Origin of the sequence: Gayadomonas joobiniege G7 (assembly GCF_000300815.1) — a bacterium.
Classification (GTDB): Bacteria; Pseudomonadota; Gammaproteobacteria; order Enterobacterales; family Alteromonadaceae; genus Catenovulum; species Catenovulum joobiniege.
Genome location: NZ_AMRX01000002.1, coordinates 1 through 22,166 on the forward strand (window position 1 = coordinate 1; position 22,166 = coordinate 22,166).

A 22,166-nucleotide genomic window follows, 5' to 3' on the forward strand; every position below is an offset into this window, starting at 1 on the left:
CATCGGCATAAAAGCTCGCACGATACTATTGCGCCTGGGCCACTGGCAATTGTGTTTGGTTGTTTTTTGGGGATTACCAGCGCCTTCGGCGGCGCTGAATTTATTTACTCTTTGCCCGTATATAGTTCAAATACCTGTTGTCCGGTAAGTTTTTCGGTTTGGTTGCTAAAGCTGTAATATGTTGGCTTTTCGTCGATGAAAATTTCGTTGGATAAATTAAAGTCTTGATCTTGAAATAGTCCTGCAGTCAATACGTACTCGTTATTTGGTTTTAAATAATAAAATAGATGAGTGCCGCAATGAGTGCAAAATGCTCGTTCGGCCCATTCAGAGGAGTCGTATCTTTTTATCGTATCGCCACTGATTGTAACATTTGATCCCGCGTGTACTGCGAACATAGGGCCACCGGACCATCGTCGACACATAGCACAATGACATAATCCTAGCTCTGTTGTTGTTTCAGTTTCAATTTCTATTTTTCCACACAAACATTTACCTTTCATTGTCCTTGCTCCAATTAAAAATAGATTAATTTCTATGTTGTTGAGTTAGTTTAGTAAAGAGTAATATGAGAGGCTAAAAAATAGACGTAAAAATAATTGACATGACAGAGGTTGATGTCAATAATTTTAGACAAATATTTTGATTTCTGTCAGCTTATTTTACATGTTACTAAATGTGGGGCGCGATTTTTTTATAACCTATTGATTTTTATTTGATATTTAATTGTGGCCTCTATTTTGCTTAATAGATTTAGATTGAAGTTAATTTTTGTATGGTGTTTCAAGGGGTAAACCATGATTAAATCTATTTGTAAGTCTTTATTTGCTGTTTCATTTTTCCTATCTTCTATTTCACATGCATCTTTACTGGTTGAACAGTATGATGACTTTTGGAGTACAGATGTAAACCAACTGATCAGCTATGCTCAAAATAATAACGCTGACAGCTTTGGCTATTACGATATCATAGATTTTACTGATGATCCCAGCGGATTTGCTGGTAACATAGCAGGTAGCAATCTATGGCCATCCGCTGGTCAGGCAGGTGTATCAGGCGTTAATCATGATCTAAATAACACCTTTTTTGCTCATATTACAGGCGACTTTTTTATCGACACGCAGGACACATATACTTTTAAAACATATAACGATGATGGCGTATTTGTTTTTGTTGACGGTAATTTAGTTATTAATGATCCGACTCTTCATGCTGAAAAACAATTCACAGGTAATATAGATTTGAATGTTGGTATGCATAGTATTGAAGTTTATTTTTTCGAAAATGGCGGTGAAGCCTCGTTAGAATTAACAGTTGCAGACACAAGTTTAGATTTTACCCACTTTGGTGATGAATCCGGTGTCACTCGACTGGCTAAGGTGCCTGAACCTGCAGGAATTGCCTTATTTGCACTTGCCCTTGTTGTTACGCTTTATCGTGGACGTAAAAGGATTTCAACCACAAAATAGGTCGTTCTAACGTATTTAATCACAACGCCCGTTTAAAGCGGGCGTTGTTATTTTAATTAGTCGCCTTTATGGTGAATAAAGTATCCAGATCTCGCAGCAGATACAATGCCAAACAAGCTGCCCACATGGGCCATGCTGCAAAAAATAGCATGTTGTCATACGGCTCTAAGTAGCGTGGGAATGAAAATAGTGTTGAAGCCCCATGTATGATAAAAATTAAACCATAACTAATACGTTTTTTTATACCTAATAAAAAGGCAAAAACTAAAACCGCCTGCAGCACGCCAATCGCATAAGTTAAAGTAATGCTTAAACCTTCAATCGCGTAAAATTTCTCAAAGATCGCAATATTATGTGCGGGATTGACAAATTTGTCGGTCATCCAAACAAACATGACTATAAATACGCCAAGTCTTAGCGCCAATAAACTAACTTGAAGTGATTTTAACTGATTTTTTGTTATGTTGGTTTCCATATTTAGTCCTATATTTTAAACAACTCTGAAGTAAGACCTTTTGATTTCAGATTTAATTTCGAGGAATAAATTTTTTCTGTGGTCTGGCCATGAAATAAATCCCGTATAAGCTCGGTCATCTGATAATAAGTGGCGGTACGTCAACACATAATAATGCCCATAGGATTGCAAGATGCAAAAAAAGAATAAAATTTTAGTGCTCTCAGCGTTGTCGTTTTGGATATCAGTTTCAGTTCAGGCACAATCAAAAAATGATACTTCCGAGCTCGAAGTTATTGAGGTATACGGCAGTGCAAGCTCGGCTTTAATTAATCAAAAAGATGCAGTTGTCGATGGCCCTTTCGGAGCCAATCTAAATGCACTGGAAATCCCAAGAGCCTTAACAAGTTTAAGCAGCGAAACCATGTCACAGCTAAATATCACTGATTTACATGATGTTTTAGCCGTTACTCCAAATAGTTATTCTGCGAGTGGTTTTGGTAACCCTAGTTTGCCAAGCCTCCGAGGGCAGCTAGGAGATCTTTTTCAAGATGGCATGCGCCGTCAAGCGGGCAATAATGGTTTTGGAGTCCCTATTTCGTTTAATGCTATTGAGCAATTAGACATTGTTAAAGGACCAGCCCCCGTTCTATTAGGTACAACCCAACGCAACGGTGGTTTTGTTAACCTGATATCTAAAAAGGCACATTTGAACCAGTCGTTTGGTCAATTTAATTTTACCGCCGCTCGCTGGGATCAATATACAGCCCAGCTGGATTATAGTCATGCTTTTATGCCAGGTGAGCAAGCTTTACGGGTGAGTTACGAACATCAAGATAAAGGCAGCTTCTACGACCATAGTGCATTTTATAGTAATAGTTTTTATATAGCTTATGCCAACCAACTGGATGCAGATACGATTTGGAATTTAAACTTTGAATATTATGATGTTGATTATACTGATAACGCAGGGATTAACCGCCCGACCCAAAAGCTAATTGACGATGGGCTCTATATTCAAGGTCAAGGTCGCCAAAGCAATGGCAGCTTGGTCCCAGGCGCAGGTGCAGTCATATCGCCAACAGGCATAGTTAAAATTGCACGGGATAATGTTTATACTCATCCTGATGACATTAATGATGCGAGTACTTACTTACTACATAGTGACTATAAAACTGTATTGGAAAATGGGCTTGCGTTTAGAAATTTAAGTTACTTTCAGTATCTGACGCGCGAAGAAATAGCGAACAATAGCTTTGTTGAAATTATTGATGCCGCTTATACATTTGAAAACAGAAGCGAAATAGACTGGCTTTGGGATGATAAAAATACCTCTACTTTTGCATTAGATATACGCTATAACGATGTTTTAGGTTATAGCCAGTTTACAACTGAAGCAGATAACCCAGTTGATCTAACGGGGCCTTTGTCAAATCGTGAAATAGCTTTAACGGAAACACAAATAAACCGCCTCATACAACTTCGTCCGGGCGTCTATGTGTCGCCCGGTGGGCAGTACGATTTGGATAATGATGGTAGTGGCGACTTTTCTTTGTCGGACACAACGGATTCGCGCAGCTTGCAGATCGGCCTTGTTTGGCAGCATCAAAGCCGCCTAAGCGAGAAATTAAAGTTAGATCTGGGTTATCGCAGTGACTTTTATGATGTGGATGCAAAAGATCCTATCGCACCGGACGGTGCATCGGCAGTCAGTGATTCAACTCAAGAGTGGTTACAGTCTTATCAGGCTAGCCTGAGCTATCAAATATCTCAATCTTTTAATAGCTACCTCAGTTATAGCCATAACGACTCTACCTCAAATAGTATGGCGGGCGGTCATTCATTAGGGGCTGATAACCTCATCAGCCGACAAAACTTTGCTACCGAAAACGAGCTATTTGAGGTTGGTTTTAAATATGCCCCAGAAAATACAAACTGGTATTTAGATGCGGCTTTGTTTGAGCAAACGCGTAGTTTAAGAAACCGTGATGGCAGCAATACTGGCATTATTACTCAAGGCGCGGAGGCACAGCTTTGGTATACCCATGAGAACTATTGGTTTAACTTAAGCTACAGTTATTTAGATGCGCGTTACGATGACTCAACGTCTGCGCAAGGGACTCGCCAAGTTGCCGATGCGTTCGACAACTCTCGCCCCGATATTATCCAAGGGACTAGTCAAGGCTCCCCCGCGTATACGGTTTTTGCTGCATCTAATAACAAGGTTCAAGGATTGCCACCCCAGATGCTTGGCTTAAATGGAGGATATTGGGTGACTGACAACTGGCAAGTCGGTGCGTCAGCTGTCTATACTAAATCCTATCCACTCGATTATCTTGCAACTGTACAGATACGCGATCAACATAGCTTAAACCTTAATTCTCAGTACAAAATTACCGCGCAGTCCAGTGTTCGTGTGGATGTTATCAATGCAACAGATCAAGATAATTGGCAACCGGTTTTTGAAGGTGGATATTTTGGCGCAACTTTAGTGATGCCGAATGAACCTGTACACGCCAAAATCAGCTATCAACATATATTTTAACCAATACACAAGAGCCCGATATGCTTAAAAAACTTTTTTTAATTTTACTCATAGCCGTTGCTGTATTTTGCTTCTTCCACTTTGACTTGCATACACTATTGACCCTAGATGGCTTAAAATCATCTATGGCTGAGTTTGATCAGTACAAAGCGCAAAATCCAATTTTAATTACCGCCGGTTTTTTCTTATTTTATGTATTGGTGACGGCACTTTCCCTTCCAGGAGCCGCCATATTAACCCTTGCCGCTGGTGCTCTATTTGGTTTATTAGAAGGGTTAATTATTGTCTCTTTTGCCAGCAGCATAGGTGCTTTATTGGCGTTTTTGGTCGCTCGGTTTATTTTAAGAGATACGGTTAAAAGCAAATTCCCAGAAAAACTTAAAGCAATCGACAACGGGGTGCAAAAAGAAGGTGCGTTTTATTTATTTACGCTACGACTGGTCCCTGTTTTTCCATTCTTTTTAATCAACTTGTTAATGGGGGTTACCGCAATACGTAGCTGGACCTTCTATTGGGTCAGTCAGCTAGGCATGTTGGCGGGCACAGTTGTTTATGTTAACGCGGGTACACAACTGGCCAATTTAGACAGTTTATCTGGTATTTTATCGCCTAACCTTATTTTATCATTTGTTTTATTGGGCATTTTTCCTTGGATCGCAAAAGCCATTTTCAGCTTTGTTCAGCGTAAAAAAGTGTATGCAGGTTATAAAAAACCAGCCAAATTTGACCGTAATTTAATTGTGATAGGTGCAGGTGCTGGCGGTTTGGTCAGTAGTTATATTGCGGCAGCCGTTAAAGCTAAAGTCACCTTGGTTGAAGCCGGTGAAATGGGGGGAGACTGTTTAAATTATGGCTGTGTGCCCAGTAAAGCTATTATCAAATCTGCCAAATTGGCTTATCAGCAAAAACATGCAGACAAATATGGTTTAACACCAACGGACGCAGCCTTCTCATTTAAAAAGGTAATGCAAAGAGTTCATCAGGTGATTGCTGATATCGCACCGCATGATAGTGTTGAACGCTATACCAAGTTAGGGGTTGAGGTTAAAAAAGGCTATGCCAAAATGCTGGACCCTTGGACGGTAGAAATCAGCTTAAATGATGGTGGTAAAGAGGTTTTAACCAGTAAAAACATTGTTATTGCAACAGGCGCGAGACCTTTTGTGCCACCATTACCGGGTTTAGAAGAAGTTGGTTATGTGACCTCGGATACCTTGTGGCAAAAGTATGCTGATTTAGAGAGCGTACCAAAGCGCCTTGTGGTATTAGGTGGTGGCCCTATCGGCTGTGAATTGGCGCAAGCATTTGCTCGGCTTGGCAGTGAGGTTAGCCAAGTAGAAATGGCCGACCGTATTATGTTGCGTGAAGATCCTGAAGTCTCTGAGTTTGCGACTGAGACGTTAAAAAAATCCGGCGTTAATATTTTAACAGGCCATAAAGCTAAATCTTGCCGTCTTGAAAATGGCACCAAATTGATCACCTTAGAAACGTCGAAAGGTGAAAAAGAAATAGAGTTTGACTCATTAATATGTGCGGTAGGGCGCTCTGCTCGTTTAGAAGGTTTTGGCTTAAAAGAATTGGGGATAGAAACAGGTCGCACTATTCATACCAACGAATATTTGCAAACTAAGTATCCAAATATTTATGCGGTGGGCGATGTCGTCGGGCCTTATCAGTTTACTCATGTCGCAGGCCACCAAGCTTGGTATGCGGCAGTGAATGCTTTATTTGGGCGTTTTAAAAAGTTTAAAGTGGACTATCGTGTGATCCCTTGGACAACTTTTATCGACCCCGAAGTTGCCAGAGTGGGTTTAAACGAAACCGAAGCAAAAGAAAAAGGAATAGAGTACGAGGTGACTCGTTTTGAATTGGCCGAGCTGGATAGAGCAATAGCTGATAGTGCAACTGCAGGTTTTATTAAAATATTAACACCTCCTGGAAAAGATAAAATACTGGGTGTGACTTTAGTCAGTGAATATGGCGGAGATATTTTGGCTGAATTTGTGCTCGCAATGAAACATGGTCTTGGGTTAAACAAAATATTGGGCACAATTCACGCATATCCAACTTGGGCTGAAATTAACAAGTATGCAGCAGGGGAGTGGAAAAGAGCCAATGCACCCGAAAAGCTGCTCACTTGGGTTGAAAAATATCACAACTGGGTGCGCCGATAATGCAGAAAAAATTTATCCTTATACTAAGTTTTATGCTCACCTTAGCGACTCAAAGTGCTGTTTTTGCGGGTGATAATATTCATAGGCTTTGGGACCAGGTGTTAACCGAAAATGTGATAACTTTGCCTGGTGGGCATGCCACTCAGTTTGACTATCAAGCGGTTAAGAAAAACCCCAAACAGTTAACTGATTATTTAGCTGCTTTATCCGCCATTAAAAAATCTGATTTTGATCGTTGGGGCAAAGATAAGCGTCTAGCGTTTTTAATTAATGCTTATAATGCCTTTACCGTAAAATGGATTATTGACCACTACCCAATAGATTCAATTAAAGATACCGGCAGCTTTTTTTCTTCACCTTGGTCAAAAAAGTTTATCTCTTTGTTTGGGCAAAAAGTCAGCTTAGATACGATTGAGCATGACTGGATCCGAGGCAGCGGAAAATTTAACGATCCTAGAATTCATTTTGCCGTTAATTGCGCCAGCGTTGGCTGTCCTGCGCTGCGCGAAGAAGCTTATACGGCGGACAAATTAGCGCAGCAGCTGGCAGCGCAAGCGACACGTTTCATGTCTGATCGCTCGAGAAATTATGCGGATAAGGATGTAATATATCTATCTGCTATATTTGATTGGTACGAAGAAGACTTCGAGCAAGGCTGGTATTCAATAGCTAGCCTTTATCAATTTGTTTTAAAACATAAAAAAGATCTTTCTTTAAATCAAAAACAAACTCAGCAGGTGGTAGATGAGTCTGCCGAGATAGATTTTTTAGAATACGATTGGTCCTTAAATGATATCAAATCGAGATAATTTAACGCTAAGCTCAGTTGTTAATGGTTTGATATTTGCCCTGTATGTCATTTTGCATGCAGCGGCTTTTGCTGAGCAGACCGTTTATTTTTATGCTTGGGGAGGGAGCCCTCAGGTAAATCAGTATTTGCAATGGGCCAAACAAGAGTTGGCGACCGAAAAAGGTATTCATTTGCAACATGTAAAATTAGCAGATACCAGTGATGCAGTCAGCCGTATCCTTGCCGAAAAAGCAGCTGGTAACCTGCAAAGTGGAAGCGTTGATTTATTGTGGGTTAATGGTGAGAATTTTGCTTCTATGCTCAAGCATAATTTATTAGCTGAACCCTGGGTAGATCAGCTAAAAAACTTTAGCTTAACTCGTCCAGAGAAAAACCCTGCAGTATTAAAAGACTTTGGTATTGCGACCGAGAAGAGAGAGGCGCCATGGGGGAAAGCGGCCCTCGTTTTTTATTATCACAGCGGGCGGGTAAACCAGCCACCAAAACAACTATCTCAGCTAATCCCTTGGTTAAAAAAATATCCCGCTCGTTTTACCTATCCAAGACCGCCCGATTTTTATGCAACAAGCTTTTTAAAATATGCGATCAGCGTATTAAATGAGCATCAAGCGGACTCAATCAAACAACAGCTATATCAGCCGGTAACTGAAAAAAGCTTTAACATATTAGCCGCGCCTCTATGGCATTTTTTAGATGAGCTGCATCCACTTTTGTGGCGGCAAGGCCGTTATTTTCCATCCAGCGGCGCACAAATGCAGCGGTTAGTAGATGATCAAGCCATCTATCTTTCATATACTTTCACCGCAGCCGAAGTGCCTGCTGCAGTGTCACAATATAACTTGCCCCCTCAAATTAGAACCTATGCTATGCAAGACGGAAGTTTAAGCAACATTCATTTTGTGGCTATTCCGTTTAACGCTAAGCATAAAACAGCTGCTAAGCAGGTCGCTGATTTTTTACTATCACCAAAAGCACAAGCAAAAAAACAACAGATAGAGGTGTGGGGCGATCAAACTGTGCTGGATATGAGTGCACTAAACAATAGTCAAAGGGCGATGTTCAATACCCTTCAAAGACACCCCTCAGCATTGCCCGCAAATACAGAGTTTAAACTTTTAAGCGAGTTGCACCCCAGTTGGGTAGACAAGCTCAATTCAGCTTGGTTACAACGTTACGGGGTGTTTTAGTGTCATTTTTATATTATTTATTGTCAGCCCTCAGCCGACCTGTATTGTTTGGCATTATTTTAGTCCCTGTTGTGGCTGGCTTGTTGGGCGTATTACTGCCGGCGTTTAATTATTTTCCAGCGTTGGGAAGCAGCCAATTTTCGGGCGCAGCATTTACTCAGCTTTTGGCCACACCCGGGCTACTTAAAATGCTGTGTTTAAGTTTATTTTGTGGTTTTTTGGCAACTTGGATTGCGTTTAAGCTAAATATAATGATTTTAGCGAGCTTTTATCACACGCCTTGGCTCAATCGAATTGAGCAAGGACTGAGTCCAGTATTAGCTGTTCCCCATGCCGCTGCGGCGATTGCGATTGCATTTATTTTAACTCCTTCGGGGTGGCTCAGCCGATTGCTTTCGCCCTGGTTAACAGGGTCAAATATGGTAGGTGACAGTTGGCTACCGAATGATCCTTGGGGGATTTCAATTATTATTGGTTTGGTTTTTAAAGAGTTGCCATTTTTGTTATTGATGAGCCTGAGTGTATTAAAACAAGCCAACCTGCGCGTTAGGTTATTGCAAGAATATAAAGTTGCAATCAGTTTGGGTTATCAAGCCGAAGCAGCTTTTATTAAAGTGATTTTTCCACAGTTATATCCATTAATTCGATTGCCTGTGCTGGCTGTTTTGGCTTATGCCACTGCCAGTGTTGAGATCCCTTATATCTTAGGCCCCAATAACCCAGCAACATTAGCAGTGACCATTTTAAATTGGTTTAATCACAGTGATTTAGAATTGAGGTTTGTTGCAAGTGCTGCTGCTGTATTGCAAATAGTGTTGAGCTTAACAGTTATTTTAATCTGGCTTGGCGGCGAATATTTGTGGCGACGAGCCCGGTCGTTATTCATGGCGATTAATTTAAATCCTTGGGCGCCTTTTTATCGATTTTGCACAGGGGTAACCCTAATCTTATTTGCCGTCATCCTTATTGTATCGCTTGGCGGCCTAGTTGTATGGTCGTTTGCTGGTTATTGGCCGTATCCAGCCGCATTGCCAAACAGTATCACAGGTCTACACTGGCAAAATGCCTTTACTCAACTCGCAGAGCCAATAAGCAATAGCTTATTGATGGCTGTGAGTAGTAGTTTATTAGCATTGCTGATCAGTTTATTCGCATTAGAAGCGGCCAGTTATCGCACCGCCACAAAATCTTGGTTAGAGTATTTGATTTATTTACCTTTATTAGTGCCTGGCGTTGCTTTTTTATTTGGTTTGCTCTGGTTACAGCAAGCCTTGTTCAGTGATGCAGTATTTTTACCTGTGTTAATTAGCCATCTTGTTTATGTTATCCCCTACGTTTATTTATCGCTTGCGGTGAGCTATCACAATTTTAATCCAGCACTTATTCGTGTGGCGGCTAGTCTAGGCGCAAAACCATGCAAAGTATTTTGGCGTGTTAAGATCCCCCAATTATTTGCGGCCATTATGGTTGCCTTTGCTTTAGGTTTGGCAATCAGTTTAAGTCAGTATTTGCCCACATTGTTAGCGGGCGGTGGACGTTACCCAACTTTAACCACCGAAGCTGTGGCGCTGGCTAATGGAGCCAGTCGAAGAACCAGTGCTGTGTATGCCATTATGCAAATGGTTTTGCCATTGCTTGGATTTATGTTAGCGGCTTGGCTACCTAAGTGGGTATATCGAAAAGCCCAAGCTTAAAGGATATAGAATGTCAGCTTTAGAATTAAAAAATGTGAACATTTTTCGAGAACAAACATTAATGCTCTCCATTAATCAGGAGGTTGAAGGTGGGCAAGTGCTTACTATTATGGGGCCGTCCGGTGTTGGTAAGTCGACTCTGTTAAATTATGTGGCCGGTATGCTACCCAAGGCCTTTACTGCGACAGGAGAAGTTTATTTACAAGGGCATAGAATAGACCAAATGCCAGCTTGGCAGCGCAAAACGGGTTTATTGTTTCAGGATGCACTGTTATTTAACCATTTAACCGTGGCAGAAAATATTGCTTTTGCGATGCCCAAAAGTGAAGGCAATCGTCGGCAAAAAAGAGAAAAAATTCAAATAGCATTAGAGCAAATGTCGCTGGCCCAATTGGGTGATGCAGCTGTGAGTCAACTGTCTGGTGGGCAGCAGGCTCGTGTGGCCTTGTTGCGGGTTCTGTTTAGTCAACCCAAAGCCATTTTATTGGATGAAGCTTTCAGCAAACTAGATAGTCAGCTAAGGCAATCTATCCGGCAGCTTGTATTTGAGCAAATAAAACAGAAAAACTTGCCCGCATTAATGGTCACGCATGATTTAGCCGATGCCAACGCTGCCCAAGGGCCAGTTATTGAGGTGCAATCTTTATGTTAGACGCAAAATTAACGCCTGTGGTAAAAAGCTTATTAACACCGTTAGTTGTGTTATTAAATAAGTGCAAAATAAGTCCAGATCAGCTGACCTTTATTGGCTTTTTGATCGGGTTATTAGCGCTGCCTTTGTTAGCCATGCAGCATTGGATGGCAGCGCTTACCGTGATTATTATCAACCGCCTGTTTGATGGTTTAGATGGCCAGTTAGCGCGTTATCAAAAAGTCTCTAGTAGTGCCGGTGGCTTTTTAGATATTAGTTTAGATTTTTTATTTTATGCCGCTGTACCACTGGGTTTTGCATTTGCTGATCCAGGCGGAAATGCACTGCCAGCCGCCATTTTGTTGGTTAGTTTTATTGGCACGGGAAGCAGCTTTTTGGCCTTTGCGATAGCCGCTGAAAAGTACCAAATAGATAGGCCTCAATTTAAATACAAGAGTTTTTATTACCTGCAAGGGCTCACGGAAGGCACTGAAACCATTTTAATTTTTATTGTATTTTGTCTTTGGCCTGAATATTTCCCGATTTTAGCTATCAGCTTTGCGCTCTTGTGTTTTATCACTGTCGTGATGCGAATTTATGGGGGCTATAACACCCTTAAACAACTCAAAGCTAAGTCGTCATGATGACTGAAGCCGCTTGGCGCCTAAGTATTTTTTTATTGGTGTTTATTGCGATGGCCGTGTGGCAAACGGTTAAACCCGCACGGCAGGCTCCGCTGCCTCGTTGGAGGCATTGGCGGGGTAACTTGTTGCTTTTATTAACAGCAGCCGCTACTGTGCGTCTGATTATGCCTGCGGGTTTGGCCGGGGTCGCTATAGTTGCGGATGAACGTCAGTGGGGGCTGTTTAATCAATTAGATCTATTCCCTAGTGTGACTCTTATACTCAGCTGTCTAATTTTAGATTTCGCTATTTATTGGCAGCATAGGTGGATGCATAAATTTCCGCTACTGTGGAAACTACATAAAGTGCACCATGCCGACAGTCAGGTTGATGTCAGCACAGGTTTAAGGTTTCATCCAATAGAAATTGTTTTAAGTTTGTTTTATAAGGCGGTTTGGGTCTTGGTATTTGGCATGCCAGTGTTGGCCGTTTTATTATTTGAAATTGCACTCAATGCGTTTGCTATTTTTAATCATGCAAATGTTCGTTTAACCAACAAGTGGGAAAAGTATGCCCGTTTTTTGGTCATCACCCAAAGGTTGCATCGTATTCACCATAGCCAAAAAAAATCAGAAATGAATAGCAACTTCGGCTTTAGCCTTGTTTGGTGGGATCGGTTATTTAGCAGCTATAGCGCGCAGGCTTCTGAAAACGACAGGCAGATTAAACTGGGTTTACGACAATCATTCGATGCAAACAAGAACGCCGATTTATTTAACATGCTGAAAATGCCATTTGCAAAAAAATAACCCCTATTCGGTGTGCCTGTTTGTTAGCTAAAAAGTTCGCTAAAATAGGTGAAATTCATTTCGGAGAAGCTGCTAATGTCTGATTGTTGTGCAATAGAAGCAAAAAATCGACGAGAACGTCAATTGCTGTGGACTGTGTTAGTTTTAAACGCGGTGATGTTTTTTGTCGAATTTACAGCCGGCTGGTTGGCACGTTCAAGTGGTTTGTTAGCCGATTCACTGGATATGTTAGCTGATGCTATGGTTTACGCCATTAGTTTATATGCCGTTGGTAAAGCGATTAAACAAAAAGCTAAAGCAGCGATGGCAAACGGCATTTTACAGTTTTCGCTGGGGATACTCATTTTACTTGATGTTGGTAAACGAATCTATTTTGATGAGTATCCAACGACCGAAATCATGACATGGATTTCGTTGCTGGCATTAACCGTAAATATCATCTGTTTTACGATGCTTTACCAGCACCGCCAAGGGGATATTAATTTGCGGGCCAGTTGGATTTGTTCGCGAAATGATATGATAGCTAATGTCGGTGTTTTGTTAGCCGCCGTACTTGTGGTTAATTTAAATAGTGCTTGGCCTGATCGTTTAATAGGGCTGTTCATCGCTGCGATTATTGTTCGCTCTGCTATCCGTATTATCAGTGATGCTAAATACGCGATTAAACATAACAAAGAATTTAGCTCAGATAGCTGTTGCGGTTAACAGATATCTGATATTGGCACCCGATATTTTTGCGCAGGCGGGTGCCATTGGATGAACTAATTTTTTATCAGCTTAAATATTTTACCTGTATCCCCATCAGGGCCAACATTTTCTGATGTGAGAACCAAAACATCTCCACTTGCTGTTTGCGCAAAGCCTAAAATTTTGTCCTTTAAGCTAGGCACCTGAAGCTCAGCAAAATCATTTTCACCAGTCAGCACAAATAAGCGACCGCGTGCTAGTTTGTGGCTCATCCATTCAGCGAAGATAAACTTATCTTTTAATGCGTTGATTGGGCCCTGATAAACATGACCCGCAATGATAGAAATACCTTCTCCTCGGTCGTATTCAACATTTGGATCAGTTAATCCAGCCGGTAAATCAGCTTTATCGGCTGGAAACACAAAGCCGCCGCCTGTACCATTCATGTCAAAAGCAAATGACCCTTCTTTTAGCGGCCAACCTAAATTTTCGCCGCCTTTAACTAGCGTCAGTTCTTCAACGCTATTTTGTCCAACGTCAGCAACATAATAGGTACCTGAGTGATGACTGATACGGTATGGGTTTCGCACACCATAAACAAAAATTTCTGGGATAAACCCTTTTTTATTTATAAATGGATTATCTTTTGGAATGCCATAGTTCTGGTTGCGGCCATCTTTAGCTAATGGATCAATACGTAAAATAGAACCTAATGGATGGCTTGGGTCTTGGCCATTACCACCTTCTACATGACCAGGTCCCTGATCATCGGCTCGACCGCCATCGCCCAGTGACAATAGCAGCATCTTTTGATCATCAAAAATGAGGGTGCCGCCATTATGGTTAAATTGAGGTTGGGCAACGCGTAAAATTTCGCGAGGTGCTTCTGTTTTGATTTTAATGCCAGTGGTTTTGTCTGGGCGGGTTTGCCACTCTTGAACAACACCATGATGGTTCGCTTTAGCACCGTCTTTTAACTCAAAATCAGCTTGGCCTTTAGTGGGCTGCGAGCTATAGGTATACATTAAACCATTACTCGAAAAATCCGGGTGAAAAGCCAAACCCAACAAACCTCGTTCGTCAAAACCACTGCGCATAGACACTAAAAGATCAGATAGGTCGGCAACTAGCGTCAGTTTTTCAGAGCTCAAATTTAAACTATACACTTTTCCAATTTGATCTAAAACGAATACAAAATTATCCAAGCCGGGTGCATAAGTACCAGTCACAGGTGAGGTTAAGCCAGATGCAATGGCTTTCATATCTAGTTTAATCTCACTGCTGGTGATACTTTTTTTAATAGGATCAGATAATTTTAGATCATCGTTCGCTAGACTAAATAGAGGAAGGGCTATCAACAAGCTGGTCGCGATTGGTTTTAACATAATAAATCCTTGAGCGATATAAAGGTCACATGAGTCGAGATAAACAAGTATTAGCATAACTTTGTGTGTTATTTGCTGCAATATGATTACGTAGTCAGTTTGCTTGTCGATCTTTTCTGCTGTATTGATAGTGGTGTTATCAATCTCGCTTTAAACCCCTTGCTTTAGGTATAATCGTTTATATCTATTGCTGAGCTTTTCCAATAAGGTTGATATTTTGCAGTGTCCCCTTTGCCACTATGATAAGTGTGAGTTTTTTTACCAAGATAAAAAACGAAGCTATGTACAGTGTACCCGCTGTGCTCTTGTATTTGTGCCTAAAACCTTTCACTTAACGGCAGAATTAGAAAAAGCTGAGTACGATAAGCATGATAATCAAAACGACGACATAGGTTATCGCCGATTTTTATCTCGCACGTTAGACCCGTTATTGGCACGATTACCATCAACTCACTTGGGATTAGATTATGGTTGTGGGCAAGGGGCTGTGTTAAGCAAAATGGCCGGCGAGCAAGGTGTGAAAGTGGATAATTATGATCTGTTTTATTATCCAGAAACAGCACCATTAAAGCGCTCTTATGGCTTTATTACAATGACAGAGGTATTAGAGCATATTGCAGATCCAGCAGCTTTGCTGCCGCAGTTAGTGGCCATGTTACAACCTAATGGTGTGCTTGCGATTATGACTAAACGGGTACTTAATGTGCAAGCCTTTAGCCGTTGGCACTACAAAAATGATCCCACCCATATTTGTTTTTATTCTGAAAGGACTTTTTGGTGGTTGGCTAAAAAGTACTCGCTCAAGTTGGAATTTATTGCTGCAGACGTTGTATTTTTAACTAAGCTTAAATAATTAACAGCAATCAGAATACAGAGTATGAAAAAAGAAACTTACCTTAAAGAACTCCATAAATTACAAATTGAGCTGGTCAAATGGCATTATTGGGTGAAAAAAGAAGGCTTAAAGGTTGTTATTGTATTTGAAGGGCGGGATGCGGCAGGCAAGGGCGGTATCATTAAAGCGATCACAGAGCAACTTAACCCGAGGCAAGTAAAAACTGTCGCTTTATGTACCCCCACAGAGCGAGAAAAATCTCAGTGGTACTTTCAGCGCTATGTGGCGCACTTACCAAGTGCTGGAGAAATTTGTTTATTTGACCGCAGTTGGTACAACCGTGCTGGTGTTGAAAAAGTCATGGGCTTTTGCTCTGAGCAAGAATATCAGAGCTTTTTAAAGTCCTGCCCACTGTTTGAAAACATGCTGTTGGATTCAGGCATTATTTTGCTTAAATATTGGTTGTCTGTCTCTCCGGAAGAGCAAGAAAAACGTTTTAAAAAACGCCTGACAGATCCGCGCAAGCGCTGGAAATTTAGCGACATGGATCTGGCTGGGCGGGAACGCTGGTCTGAATATACCAAAGCAAAGTTAGCTATGATGGATGCTACAGACACAGAACAAAGCCCTTGGTATCAGGTTCCCGCCGACAATAAAAAGCTCGCGCGATTAAATTGTATTAAACATATTTTATCGCAGTTTGAATATACAAAAGTGAGCTTTCCAGATATAAAATTGCCGGAGGTAACCGCCACAGGATATGAAAAAGAGCCAGCTGCACATATTCAGATCCCTCAATTTTACGAATAACTTTTTTAAGGTGCCTATCAGCATTAGAAACTGACTTTAAGGCACCCTTTTATAAGTTGTATAGCCGTGTTTAGCTTTGGTATCTGGTGCCAAAAACATAAAACTCTTGGCAGGCAAAGTGACTTGAATCAGTCCAGCTTTGATGTAGATCTGGCTGTGAGCACCAGTCAAACAGTTTATTAAACCACCCATGTTCATTAAACTCGAATTGCTTGTCATTAGATATTCGCTAACCGGTTGTTCTGAAAAGTTAAATAGGCAAAACACTGAATCCGCGACTTTGTCAGTATAGCGCTCAAAGGCAATTAACCTCTCACTGTTTATAAAGCGTATATCGCCAATTTTTAATGCAGGGTAATTGTTTCGCATGTTGATGAGCGCAGTGAGATCATGTAGGTGAGGATTGTCTGGGGTATTTAACTGCCATTGCATAGGGCCGCGCATCTCTGGATCTTCGCCGCCTTGCATGCCGAGTTCACTGCCGTAATAAATATTCGGTGAGCCTGGCAGGCTCATCATTAATGCCCGTGCCAGTTGTTGTACCGAATATTCAGGCAGCATAGTTGCTAACCTTGGGGTATCATGGTTATCTAAAACCAGCCAAGATTTGAGTAATTTTTCTACGCCAATTTCGTCTACCATTTGTGCCAACATAGCTTGTGCAATAGCGGGTTTAATTTGTTTTAAACAAGTTCGCCAAATGATTTCACGTACTGTAAAGTTCATGACCCCATCCACAGAACCTTGCAGCCAGTCGTTGGGGTAACACCAAATTTCGCCAACGATTAAAGCGTCTGGTTTTACTTTATGGGCCGCTTGTGTCAATGATTTTAGCAGCTCATAGCCAATGTCATGAGCAACGTCTAAACGCCAGCCATCAATGCCTTGTTTTAAATAGCTTTGCACCACAGAGTCGTCGTCTGACCAAAGATGGGCTTGCACATCTGGGTTGTCTAAATTTAGTTCAGGTAAATTCGCTGCATTATTCCAGCATCTGTATCCTTCCGGTAAAGTATTGTCAAAAATAAACCAGTTCCTATATTGGCTCGTCTTGTCGGCAAGTGCCTGTTGGAAAATAGGCGCATTGCGGCCCATATGATTAAACACACCATCAAGCACTAATTTCATATCAAGGGCATGAATTTTCTCGGCCAATTTTAAAAGATCAGAGCGCTGGCCGAATTCAGGTGAAACTTTATTAAAGTCCAAGCTGTCATATTTATGGTTGGTAAAACCCAAATGCACGGGGTTGAGGTAAATCACGTCCATCGATAAGTTTTTTATGTAGTCGAGTCGAGTTGCCAAGCTGGCAAAATCACCTCCCCAAAACTCTACCTCGTGGCTCCATAGCTTACTGTCTGCTAAGTAGTGGCCGTGCTGCGGCGTTTGCTGCCAATCTTTAAGCACTTTCGGTGCTTCATATAAATGCTGTTTAGCGGTGAGCTTGTCTGAAGGGACAAAACGGTCGGGTAAAACTTGATAAATTAGAGCGCCATTTCGCCAATCTTGTTGTCGTTGTTGATATTTTAGTGTTTTATTCACAGCTTCACCTTGATCTTTTTCTCTGTTGCAACCCAATATAACAGCAGTTAAATACAAATATCATCTACTGCATTTTAGACAGGAGCCAATATGAGCTTGCAGGATTTACATTTAAGCTTAATTAATTTACAAGAATCTGACTATGCTCAGGTAAAACAACTAATGGACATGGTTTATACGGATATTGGCGGCGCTTGGCCCAAAGAAACGATAAGCCAGTTGATTCATGACTTTCCGGAAGGTCAACTGGGGTTAATGGATGATGACACGCTGATTGGTATTGCGCTTTCGGTGCAAGTGTCTTACGACCGTTTTTCTAACCCCCATACTTATGAGGATCTGATCGACAATAGCGAAAAAATTATTAATAACGCAAACGGAGATGCCATTTATGGGTTAGATCTTTTAATTCACCCTGAATATCGTGGTTACCGTCTAGGTCGGCGTTTATATGATGCGCGCAAAGAGCTATGTCGACAACATAATTTTAAAGCTATTTTGGCAGGTGGCCGTATTACCGAATACCATAAATATAGTGATGAACTGACGCCGTCCCAGTATATTCGCAGCGTAAAACGAAAAGAGATTTATGATCCGATTTTAACTTTCCAGCTATCCAATGATTTTCAGGTTAAACGGCTGCTAAAAAAATATTTACCGGAAGACACTAAATCGGCCGGTTATGCCACATTATTAGAGTGGAGTAATATTTTATACGAACCAGACTCGTTAGTGGTTGATACCACACCGACCCAAGTACGTTTAGGTGTGGTGCAATGGCAAATGCGTAAAGTCGAAAGCATTGAAGAAATGATGAATGCGGTTGAATATTTTGTTGATGCTTTGTCTGAGTATGAAAGTGATTTTGCACTATTCCCCGAGTTTTTTAATGCACCACTAATGGGACTTGCCCCAGATCCGCAGCGTACTGAAGCCATTCGATTTTTAGCCAGCTATACCGAAGAGTTTAAGCAGCAAATGTCGCGTATGGCGGTTAGTTATAACATTAACATTATTACCGGCAGTATGCCGCTGTTAGAAAATAACCGCCTATTTAATATCAGCTACATCTGTCACCGTGATGGGCGTGTTGAGGAGCAGCGTAAAATTCACATCACGCCGCATGAAAAATGGGATTGGGTCATTGAAGGCGGTGATAAGTTAAACGTATTTGAAACGGATGCAGGTCGTGTCGGAATTTTAATTTGTTATGACGTGGAGTTTCCTGAGTTGCCGCGTTTGCAGGCTGAGCAAGGTATGGATATTTTATTCGTGCCATTTTGGGTTGATACCAAAAATGCCTATTTACGGGTACGCCATTGTGCGCAAGCCAGAGCGATTGAAAACGAATGTTATGTTGCGATTGCTGGCAGTGTGGGTAATTTACCCAGTGTTGACAGCTTAGATGTACAATATGCACAGTCTGCGGTATTTACCCCATCTGATTTTGCGTTTCCGCATGATGCCGTCCTATCAGAATCGACCCCGAATACAGAAATGTTGATGTTTGCCGATTTAGATTTGGCTGCATTAAAAGTTTTGCGTGCAGAAGGGGCCGTGACCAATACCAAAGATAGACGTCACGACCTGTATCAAATTAACTGGTTAAAATAAAAACCATTAAGAGGCGCTTTTAATGCGCCTCGTCCCAGTTCTCACCGTGACCAGCTTCTACTAACAGTGGTACATCTAACTGAGCTGCATTTTGCATCAAGGCTTTTATTTCGCTTTCTGCAATTGGTAAAAAGTCTTCTTTAACTTCGAATACTAATTCATCGTGAACCTGCATTAACAACCTGATATTGCCTTCTTGCTGTTGCTTTAACCAAGCATGTACTGTCAGCATGGCTTTTTTTATAATATCGGCTGCTGTCCCTTGCATAGGTGCGTTGATAGCGGCACGTTGAGCGGCTTTACGCACCGCACCATTGCGCGCTTTAATATCAGGCAAATGCAAACGGCGGCCAAATAAGGTTTCTACATAACCTTTGTCTTCGGCAAAGGCGCGGGTGTCTTCCATATATTTTAAAACACCTGGATAGCGCTCAAAATATAAATCCATATATTTTTGCGACTCATGGCGTGGAATACCTAGTTGCCGAGACAAACCAAAAGCAGACATGCCATAAATTAAACCAAAGTTAATGGCTTTGGCACTTCGTCTTTGTTCGCTACTAACGTCATCTAATGAAATATCAAATACCTCAGCGGCAGTGGCTCTGTGGATATCCTTGCCTTCTGAAAATGCTGTTAATAACCCTTTATCCTGCGACAAGTGGGCCATAATTCTAAGTTCTATTTGTGAATAATCAGCGGCCATAATTTTATAGCCCTGCTGCGCAACAAAAGCTTTACGAACTTTACGGCCTTCTTCGTTACGGATAGGAATATTCTGCAAGTTCGGATCGGTTGACGATAAGCGGCCGGTTGCTGTTACTGCTTGGTGGTAAGAGGTATGCAGGCGACCCGTTTGACTGTTTACCATGCTCGGCAGCTTGTCTGTATAAGTACTTTTTAGCTTAGCTAACCCTCGGTATTCTATGATGAGCTTCGGGAGCGGATAGTCTAAAGCTAACTCTTGTAAAACTTCTTCCGCTGTTGATGGGGCACCTTTAGGCGTTTTTTTAATCACAGGGTGGCTTAGTTTTTCAAATAAGATCTGCTGCAGTTGTTTAGTTGAGCTTAGGTTAAATTGCTCGCCCGCAATTTCAAATGCTTTTTCTTCTAGTTCTGCTAACCTTTGTTCGATATCACGGCTCTGGCTAGCAAGCTGATGAATATCAATATAAACCCCGGTTCGCTCTATCTCGCAGAGTACTTCAATAAGCGGTTTTTCAATATCTTGATACACGCTTAATAACTTTTTATCTTCTTCTAGTGCTCGCCACAGATGTTGATGGAGCTGCAGACAGATGTCAGCATCCTCTGCAGCATAAGGCGCCGCGGTTGCCAAATCGATTTGATTGAAGGTGAGCTGTTTAGCACCTTTACCCGCTATATCTTCGAACTTGGTTGTTTTACGGCCTAAATATTTAAGCGCCAAACTGTCCATATCATGACGGCTGCCAACACTGCTAAAAACATAAGATTCAAGCATAGAGTCATATGCAATACCGTTTAGTTCGATATTGTGATTTTTTAATACGTGGCGGTCGTATTTTAAGTTCTGGCCGATCTTTTGGTAAGCCGGATCTTCCAACAAAGGTTTTAGTTCACCCAAAACAAATTCTTCACTGAGTTGCTCTGGCGCATCTGGGTAGTCATGAGCAAAAGGCACATAAGCGGCTTTGCCTGGCTCTACAGCAAAAGACACACCAACGACCTTGGCTTGCATATAGTTAAGTGAGGTGGTTTCTGTATCAAAGGCAAAACATTTGGCTTCTTTCAACCGACCAACCCAAAGGTTAAATTCAGTTTTGTCTAAAATGCAGCTATATTCAGCGTCGCTGGCTTGGTTAACCTGTTGAGCGGTAGCCGTTTTTTCATTTGTCTCACCGCCTAGTACATCATTTAGCCAACGTTTAAATTCCATTTTTTGGTACAACTCAATTAAAGCCGTTTGATCAGGCGCTTTAATATCTAATTGATCGTGGCTTAATTCCAGCTCACAATCAATTTTTATGGTGGCTAGTTGATAAGAAAGTTGCAATTGCTCTTGGTTATCTTTGATTTTTTGTGGCATAGATTTCGCACCGCGAAAGCCTAGCTCGGCGACTGCATCAGGGTTGGCAATAATTTTATCTACACCGCCCATGCCAAGTAACATTGCCAAAGCAGTTTTAGGGCCAACACCAGGTAGACCCGGGATATTATCAACTTTATCACCCATCAGAGCGAGATAATCTATGATGAGGTTGGCCGGGATACCAAATTTTTCTTCAACACCGGCTTCATCCATTATGGTGTCTGTCATCGTATTCACTAAGGTCACATGAGGGTTAACCAGTTGTGCCATGTCTTTATCGCCAGTGCTTATCAGGGTATGGCGACCATCTCGGCTAGCCAACGTTGATAGGGTACCGATAACGTCATCTGCTTCTACACCCTCGATGCAAATAAGGGGCAACCCCATCGCTTTGATAATTTCATGCAAAGGGGCAATTTGGCTGCGAAGTTCATCGGGCATAGGGGGGCGATTCGCTTTATAATCAGCATACATATCACTGCGAAAAGTTTTTCCTTTGGCATCAAAAATAACAGCCATTTGACTTGGCTGATATTTATTGATCAGGCTTTTGAGCATATTTACAACGCCATAGACAGCGCCAGTCGGTTCGCCTTTAGAGTTTGTTAAGTGAGGTGGCGCATGAAAGGCTCTAAATAAGTATGATGAGCCGTCAACAAGAACGAGCGGGTTGTCAGGGATTTGCGTCATAGAAATACTTTGTGAGTTGGATAAATTTATTCTTATTATACTTAAATATCGGGCACAGGCCATCCTGAGAAATAAATCCCTGAAGCTGTGGATAAGTATGTTGAAAAACTTCTATTGAGCCTGTTAATAGCTTTG

The 22,166-nt window shown here is 41.5% G+C and carries 18 protein-coding genes; 13 read left to right on the forward strand and 5 right to left on the reverse strand.

What is annotated here, in order from left to right:
* Nucleotides 1-104 precede the first annotated feature (104 nt).
* Entirely contained in the window at nucleotides 105-503 is a 399-nt protein-coding gene (locus C727_RS0103430) for a GFA family protein (protein WP_017444226.1), read from the reverse strand.
* Nucleotides 504-797: 294 nt separating this feature from the next.
* On the opposite strand from C727_RS0103430, the gene C727_RS0103435 reads away from it, so the two are divergent.
* Nucleotides 798-1,469: a PA14 domain-containing protein gene (locus C727_RS0103435; protein ID WP_017444227.1), complete on the forward strand. Its 672-nt coding sequence runs from the start codon at nucleotides 798-800 to the stop codon at nucleotides 1,467-1,469.
* Nucleotides 1,470-1,521: 52 nt separating this feature from the next.
* Here the strand turns inward: C727_RS0103435 and C727_RS0103440 are convergent, their stop codons facing one another.
* A complete protein-coding gene (locus tag C727_RS0103440) occupies nucleotides 1,522-1,944 on the reverse strand; it encodes a hypothetical protein (RefSeq protein WP_017444228.1) in 423 nt (140 codons plus the stop codon).
* 172 nt (nucleotides 1,945-2,116) lie between these two features.
* Here C727_RS0103440 and C727_RS0103445 point away from each other — a divergent pair, with 172 nt between their 5' ends.
* The 9 genes from C727_RS0103445 to C727_RS0103485 all read left to right on the forward strand — a co-directional run bounded on the left by C727_RS0103445 (nucleotide 2,117) and on the right by C727_RS0103485 (nucleotide 13,102).
* Nucleotides 2,117-4,468 (forward strand): TonB-dependent receptor, encoded by a 2,352-nt coding sequence (locus C727_RS0103445; RefSeq protein ID WP_017444229.1) that lies wholly within the window; start codon nucleotides 2,117-2,119, stop codon nucleotides 4,466-4,468.
* Between the two features lie 20 nt (nucleotides 4,469-4,488).
* Nucleotides 4,489-6,642, forward strand: coding sequence for an FAD-dependent oxidoreductase (locus tag C727_RS0103450; protein WP_017444230.1), 2,154 nt, complete (start codon nucleotides 4,489-4,491; stop codon nucleotides 6,640-6,642).
* Nucleotides 6,642-7,451 (forward strand): DUF547 domain-containing protein, encoded by an 810-nt coding sequence (locus tag C727_RS0103455; protein ID WP_017444231.1) that lies wholly within the window; start codon nucleotides 6,642-6,644, stop codon nucleotides 7,449-7,451. Before C727_RS0103450 ends, C727_RS0103455 begins: the two co-directional genes overlap by 1 nt.
* A complete protein-coding gene (locus tag C727_RS0103460) occupies nucleotides 7,432-8,640 on the forward strand; it encodes an ABC transporter substrate-binding protein (protein WP_017444232.1) in 1,209 nt (402 codons plus the stop codon). The genes C727_RS0103455 and C727_RS0103460 overlap by 20 nt, the downstream gene beginning before the upstream one ends.
* Complete coding sequence (locus C727_RS0103465) at nucleotides 8,640-10,334, forward strand: ABC transporter permease (protein WP_017444233.1); 1,695 nt, start codon at nucleotides 8,640-8,642, stop codon at nucleotides 10,332-10,334. The genes C727_RS0103460 and C727_RS0103465 overlap by 1 nt, the downstream gene beginning before the upstream one ends.
* Before the next feature lie 10 nt (nucleotides 10,335-10,344).
* On the forward strand, nucleotides 10,345-10,986 hold the full coding sequence (locus tag C727_RS0103470; protein ID WP_017444234.1) for an ATP-binding cassette domain-containing protein: 642 nt from the start codon (nucleotides 10,345-10,347) through the stop codon (nucleotides 10,984-10,986).
* Nucleotides 10,980-11,609 (forward strand): CDP-alcohol phosphatidyltransferase family protein, encoded by a 630-nt coding sequence (locus tag C727_RS0103475; protein WP_017444235.1) that lies wholly within the window; start codon nucleotides 10,980-10,982, stop codon nucleotides 11,607-11,609. The genes C727_RS0103470 and C727_RS0103475 overlap by 7 nt, the downstream gene beginning before the upstream one ends.
* Complete coding sequence (locus tag C727_RS0103480; RefSeq protein ID WP_017444236.1) at nucleotides 11,606-12,397, forward strand: sterol desaturase family protein; 792 nt, start codon at nucleotides 11,606-11,608, stop codon at nucleotides 12,395-12,397. Before C727_RS0103475 ends, C727_RS0103480 begins: the two co-directional genes overlap by 4 nt.
* 75 nt (nucleotides 12,398-12,472) lie before the next feature.
* Nucleotides 12,473-13,102: a cation diffusion facilitator family transporter gene (locus C727_RS0103485; protein WP_017444237.1), complete on the forward strand. Its 630-nt coding sequence runs from the start codon at nucleotides 12,473-12,475 to the stop codon at nucleotides 13,100-13,102.
* 56 nt (nucleotides 13,103-13,158) lie between these two features.
* On the opposite strand, the gene C727_RS17895 is transcribed toward C727_RS0103485, so the two are convergent.
* Nucleotides 13,159-14,469, reverse strand: a complete 1,311-nt coding sequence (locus C727_RS17895) for a PQQ-dependent sugar dehydrogenase (protein ID WP_017444238.1) — start codon at nucleotides 14,467-14,469, stop codon at nucleotides 13,159-13,161.
* Between the two features lie 217 nt (nucleotides 14,470-14,686).
* On the opposite strand from C727_RS17895, the gene C727_RS0103495 reads away from it, so the two are divergent.
* Together C727_RS0103495 and ppk2 are read left to right on the forward strand one after the other, a co-directional pair.
* Complete coding sequence (locus tag C727_RS0103495) at nucleotides 14,687-15,322, forward strand: class I SAM-dependent methyltransferase (protein ID WP_017444239.1); 636 nt, start codon at nucleotides 14,687-14,689, stop codon at nucleotides 15,320-15,322.
* 24 nt (nucleotides 15,323-15,346) lie between these two features.
* A complete protein-coding gene (gene ppk2, locus C727_RS17900; protein ID WP_017444240.1) occupies nucleotides 15,347-16,114 on the forward strand; it encodes a polyphosphate kinase 2 in 768 nt (255 codons plus the stop codon).
* A 36-nt stretch (nucleotides 16,115-16,150) separates the two neighbouring features.
* On the opposite strand, the gene C727_RS0103505 is transcribed toward ppk2, so the two are convergent.
* The gene (locus tag C727_RS0103505; RefSeq protein WP_155949167.1) at nucleotides 16,151-17,656 is read right to left on the reverse strand and encodes an alpha-amylase family glycosyl hydrolase; all 1,506 of its coding nucleotides are present in this window, start codon (nucleotides 17,654-17,656) and stop codon (nucleotides 16,151-16,153) included.
* A gap of 90 nt (nucleotides 17,657-17,746) precedes the next feature.
* Between C727_RS0103505 and C727_RS0103510 the strand changes: the two genes are divergently transcribed.
* On the forward strand, nucleotides 17,747-19,270 hold the full coding sequence (locus tag C727_RS0103510; RefSeq protein ID WP_017444242.1) for a carbon-nitrogen hydrolase family protein: 1,524 nt from the start codon (nucleotides 17,747-17,749) through the stop codon (nucleotides 19,268-19,270).
* Nucleotides 19,271-19,289: 19 nt separating this feature from the next.
* Here the strand turns inward: C727_RS0103510 and polA are convergent, their stop codons facing one another.
* Complete coding sequence (gene polA / locus C727_RS0103515; RefSeq protein ID WP_017444243.1) at nucleotides 19,290-22,031, reverse strand: DNA polymerase I; 2,742 nt, start codon at nucleotides 22,029-22,031, stop codon at nucleotides 19,290-19,292.
* Nucleotides 22,032-22,166: the final 135 nt, after the last annotated feature.

Excerpts from the sequence above, each read along its gene's own strand:
- C727_RS0103485 (WP_017444237.1), top strand. The coding sequence starts at position 12,473 with ATGTCTGATTGTTGTGCAATAGAAGCAAAAAATCGACGAGAACGTCAA.
- C727_RS0103475 (WP_017444235.1), top strand. The coding sequence starts at position 10,980 with ATGTTAGACGCAAAATTAACGCCTGTGGTAAAAAGCTTATTAACACCG.
- polA (WP_017444243.1), bottom strand. The coding sequence starts at position 22,031 with ATGACGCAAATCCCTGACAACCCGCTCGTTCTTGTTGACGGCTCATCA.
- C727_RS0103430 (WP_017444226.1), bottom strand. The coding sequence starts at position 503 with ATGAAAGGTAAATGTTTGTGTGGAAAAATAGAAATTGAAACTGAAACA.
- C727_RS0103440 (WP_017444228.1), bottom strand. The coding sequence starts at position 1,944 with ATGGAAACCAACATAACAAAAAATCAGTTAAAATCACTTCAAGTTAGT.
- ppk2 (WP_017444240.1), top strand. The coding sequence starts at position 15,347 with ATGAAAAAAGAAACTTACCTTAAAGAACTCCATAAATTACAAATTGAG.
- C727_RS0103510 (WP_017444242.1), top strand. The coding sequence starts at position 17,747 with ATGAGCTTGCAGGATTTACATTTAAGCTTAATTAATTTACAAGAATCT.
- C727_RS0103480 (WP_017444236.1), top strand. The coding sequence starts at position 11,606 with ATGATGACTGAAGCCGCTTGGCGCCTAAGTATTTTTTTATTGGTGTTT.
- C727_RS0103460 (WP_017444232.1), top strand. The coding sequence starts at position 7,432 with ATGATATCAAATCGAGATAATTTAACGCTAAGCTCAGTTGTTAATGGT.
- C727_RS17895 (WP_017444238.1), bottom strand. The coding sequence starts at position 14,469 with ATGTTAAAACCAATCGCGACCAGCTTGTTGATAGCCCTTCCTCTATTT.
- C727_RS0103450 (WP_017444230.1), top strand. The coding sequence starts at position 4,489 with ATGCTTAAAAAACTTTTTTTAATTTTACTCATAGCCGTTGCTGTATTT.
- C727_RS0103445 (WP_017444229.1), top strand. The coding sequence starts at position 2,117 with ATGCAAAAAAAGAATAAAATTTTAGTGCTCTCAGCGTTGTCGTTTTGG.
- C727_RS0103435 (WP_017444227.1), top strand. The coding sequence starts at position 798 with ATGATTAAATCTATTTGTAAGTCTTTATTTGCTGTTTCATTTTTCCTA.
- C727_RS0103455 (WP_017444231.1), top strand. The coding sequence starts at position 6,642 with ATGCAGAAAAAATTTATCCTTATACTAAGTTTTATGCTCACCTTAGCG.
- C727_RS0103470 (WP_017444234.1), top strand. The coding sequence starts at position 10,345 with ATGTCAGCTTTAGAATTAAAAAATGTGAACATTTTTCGAGAACAAACA.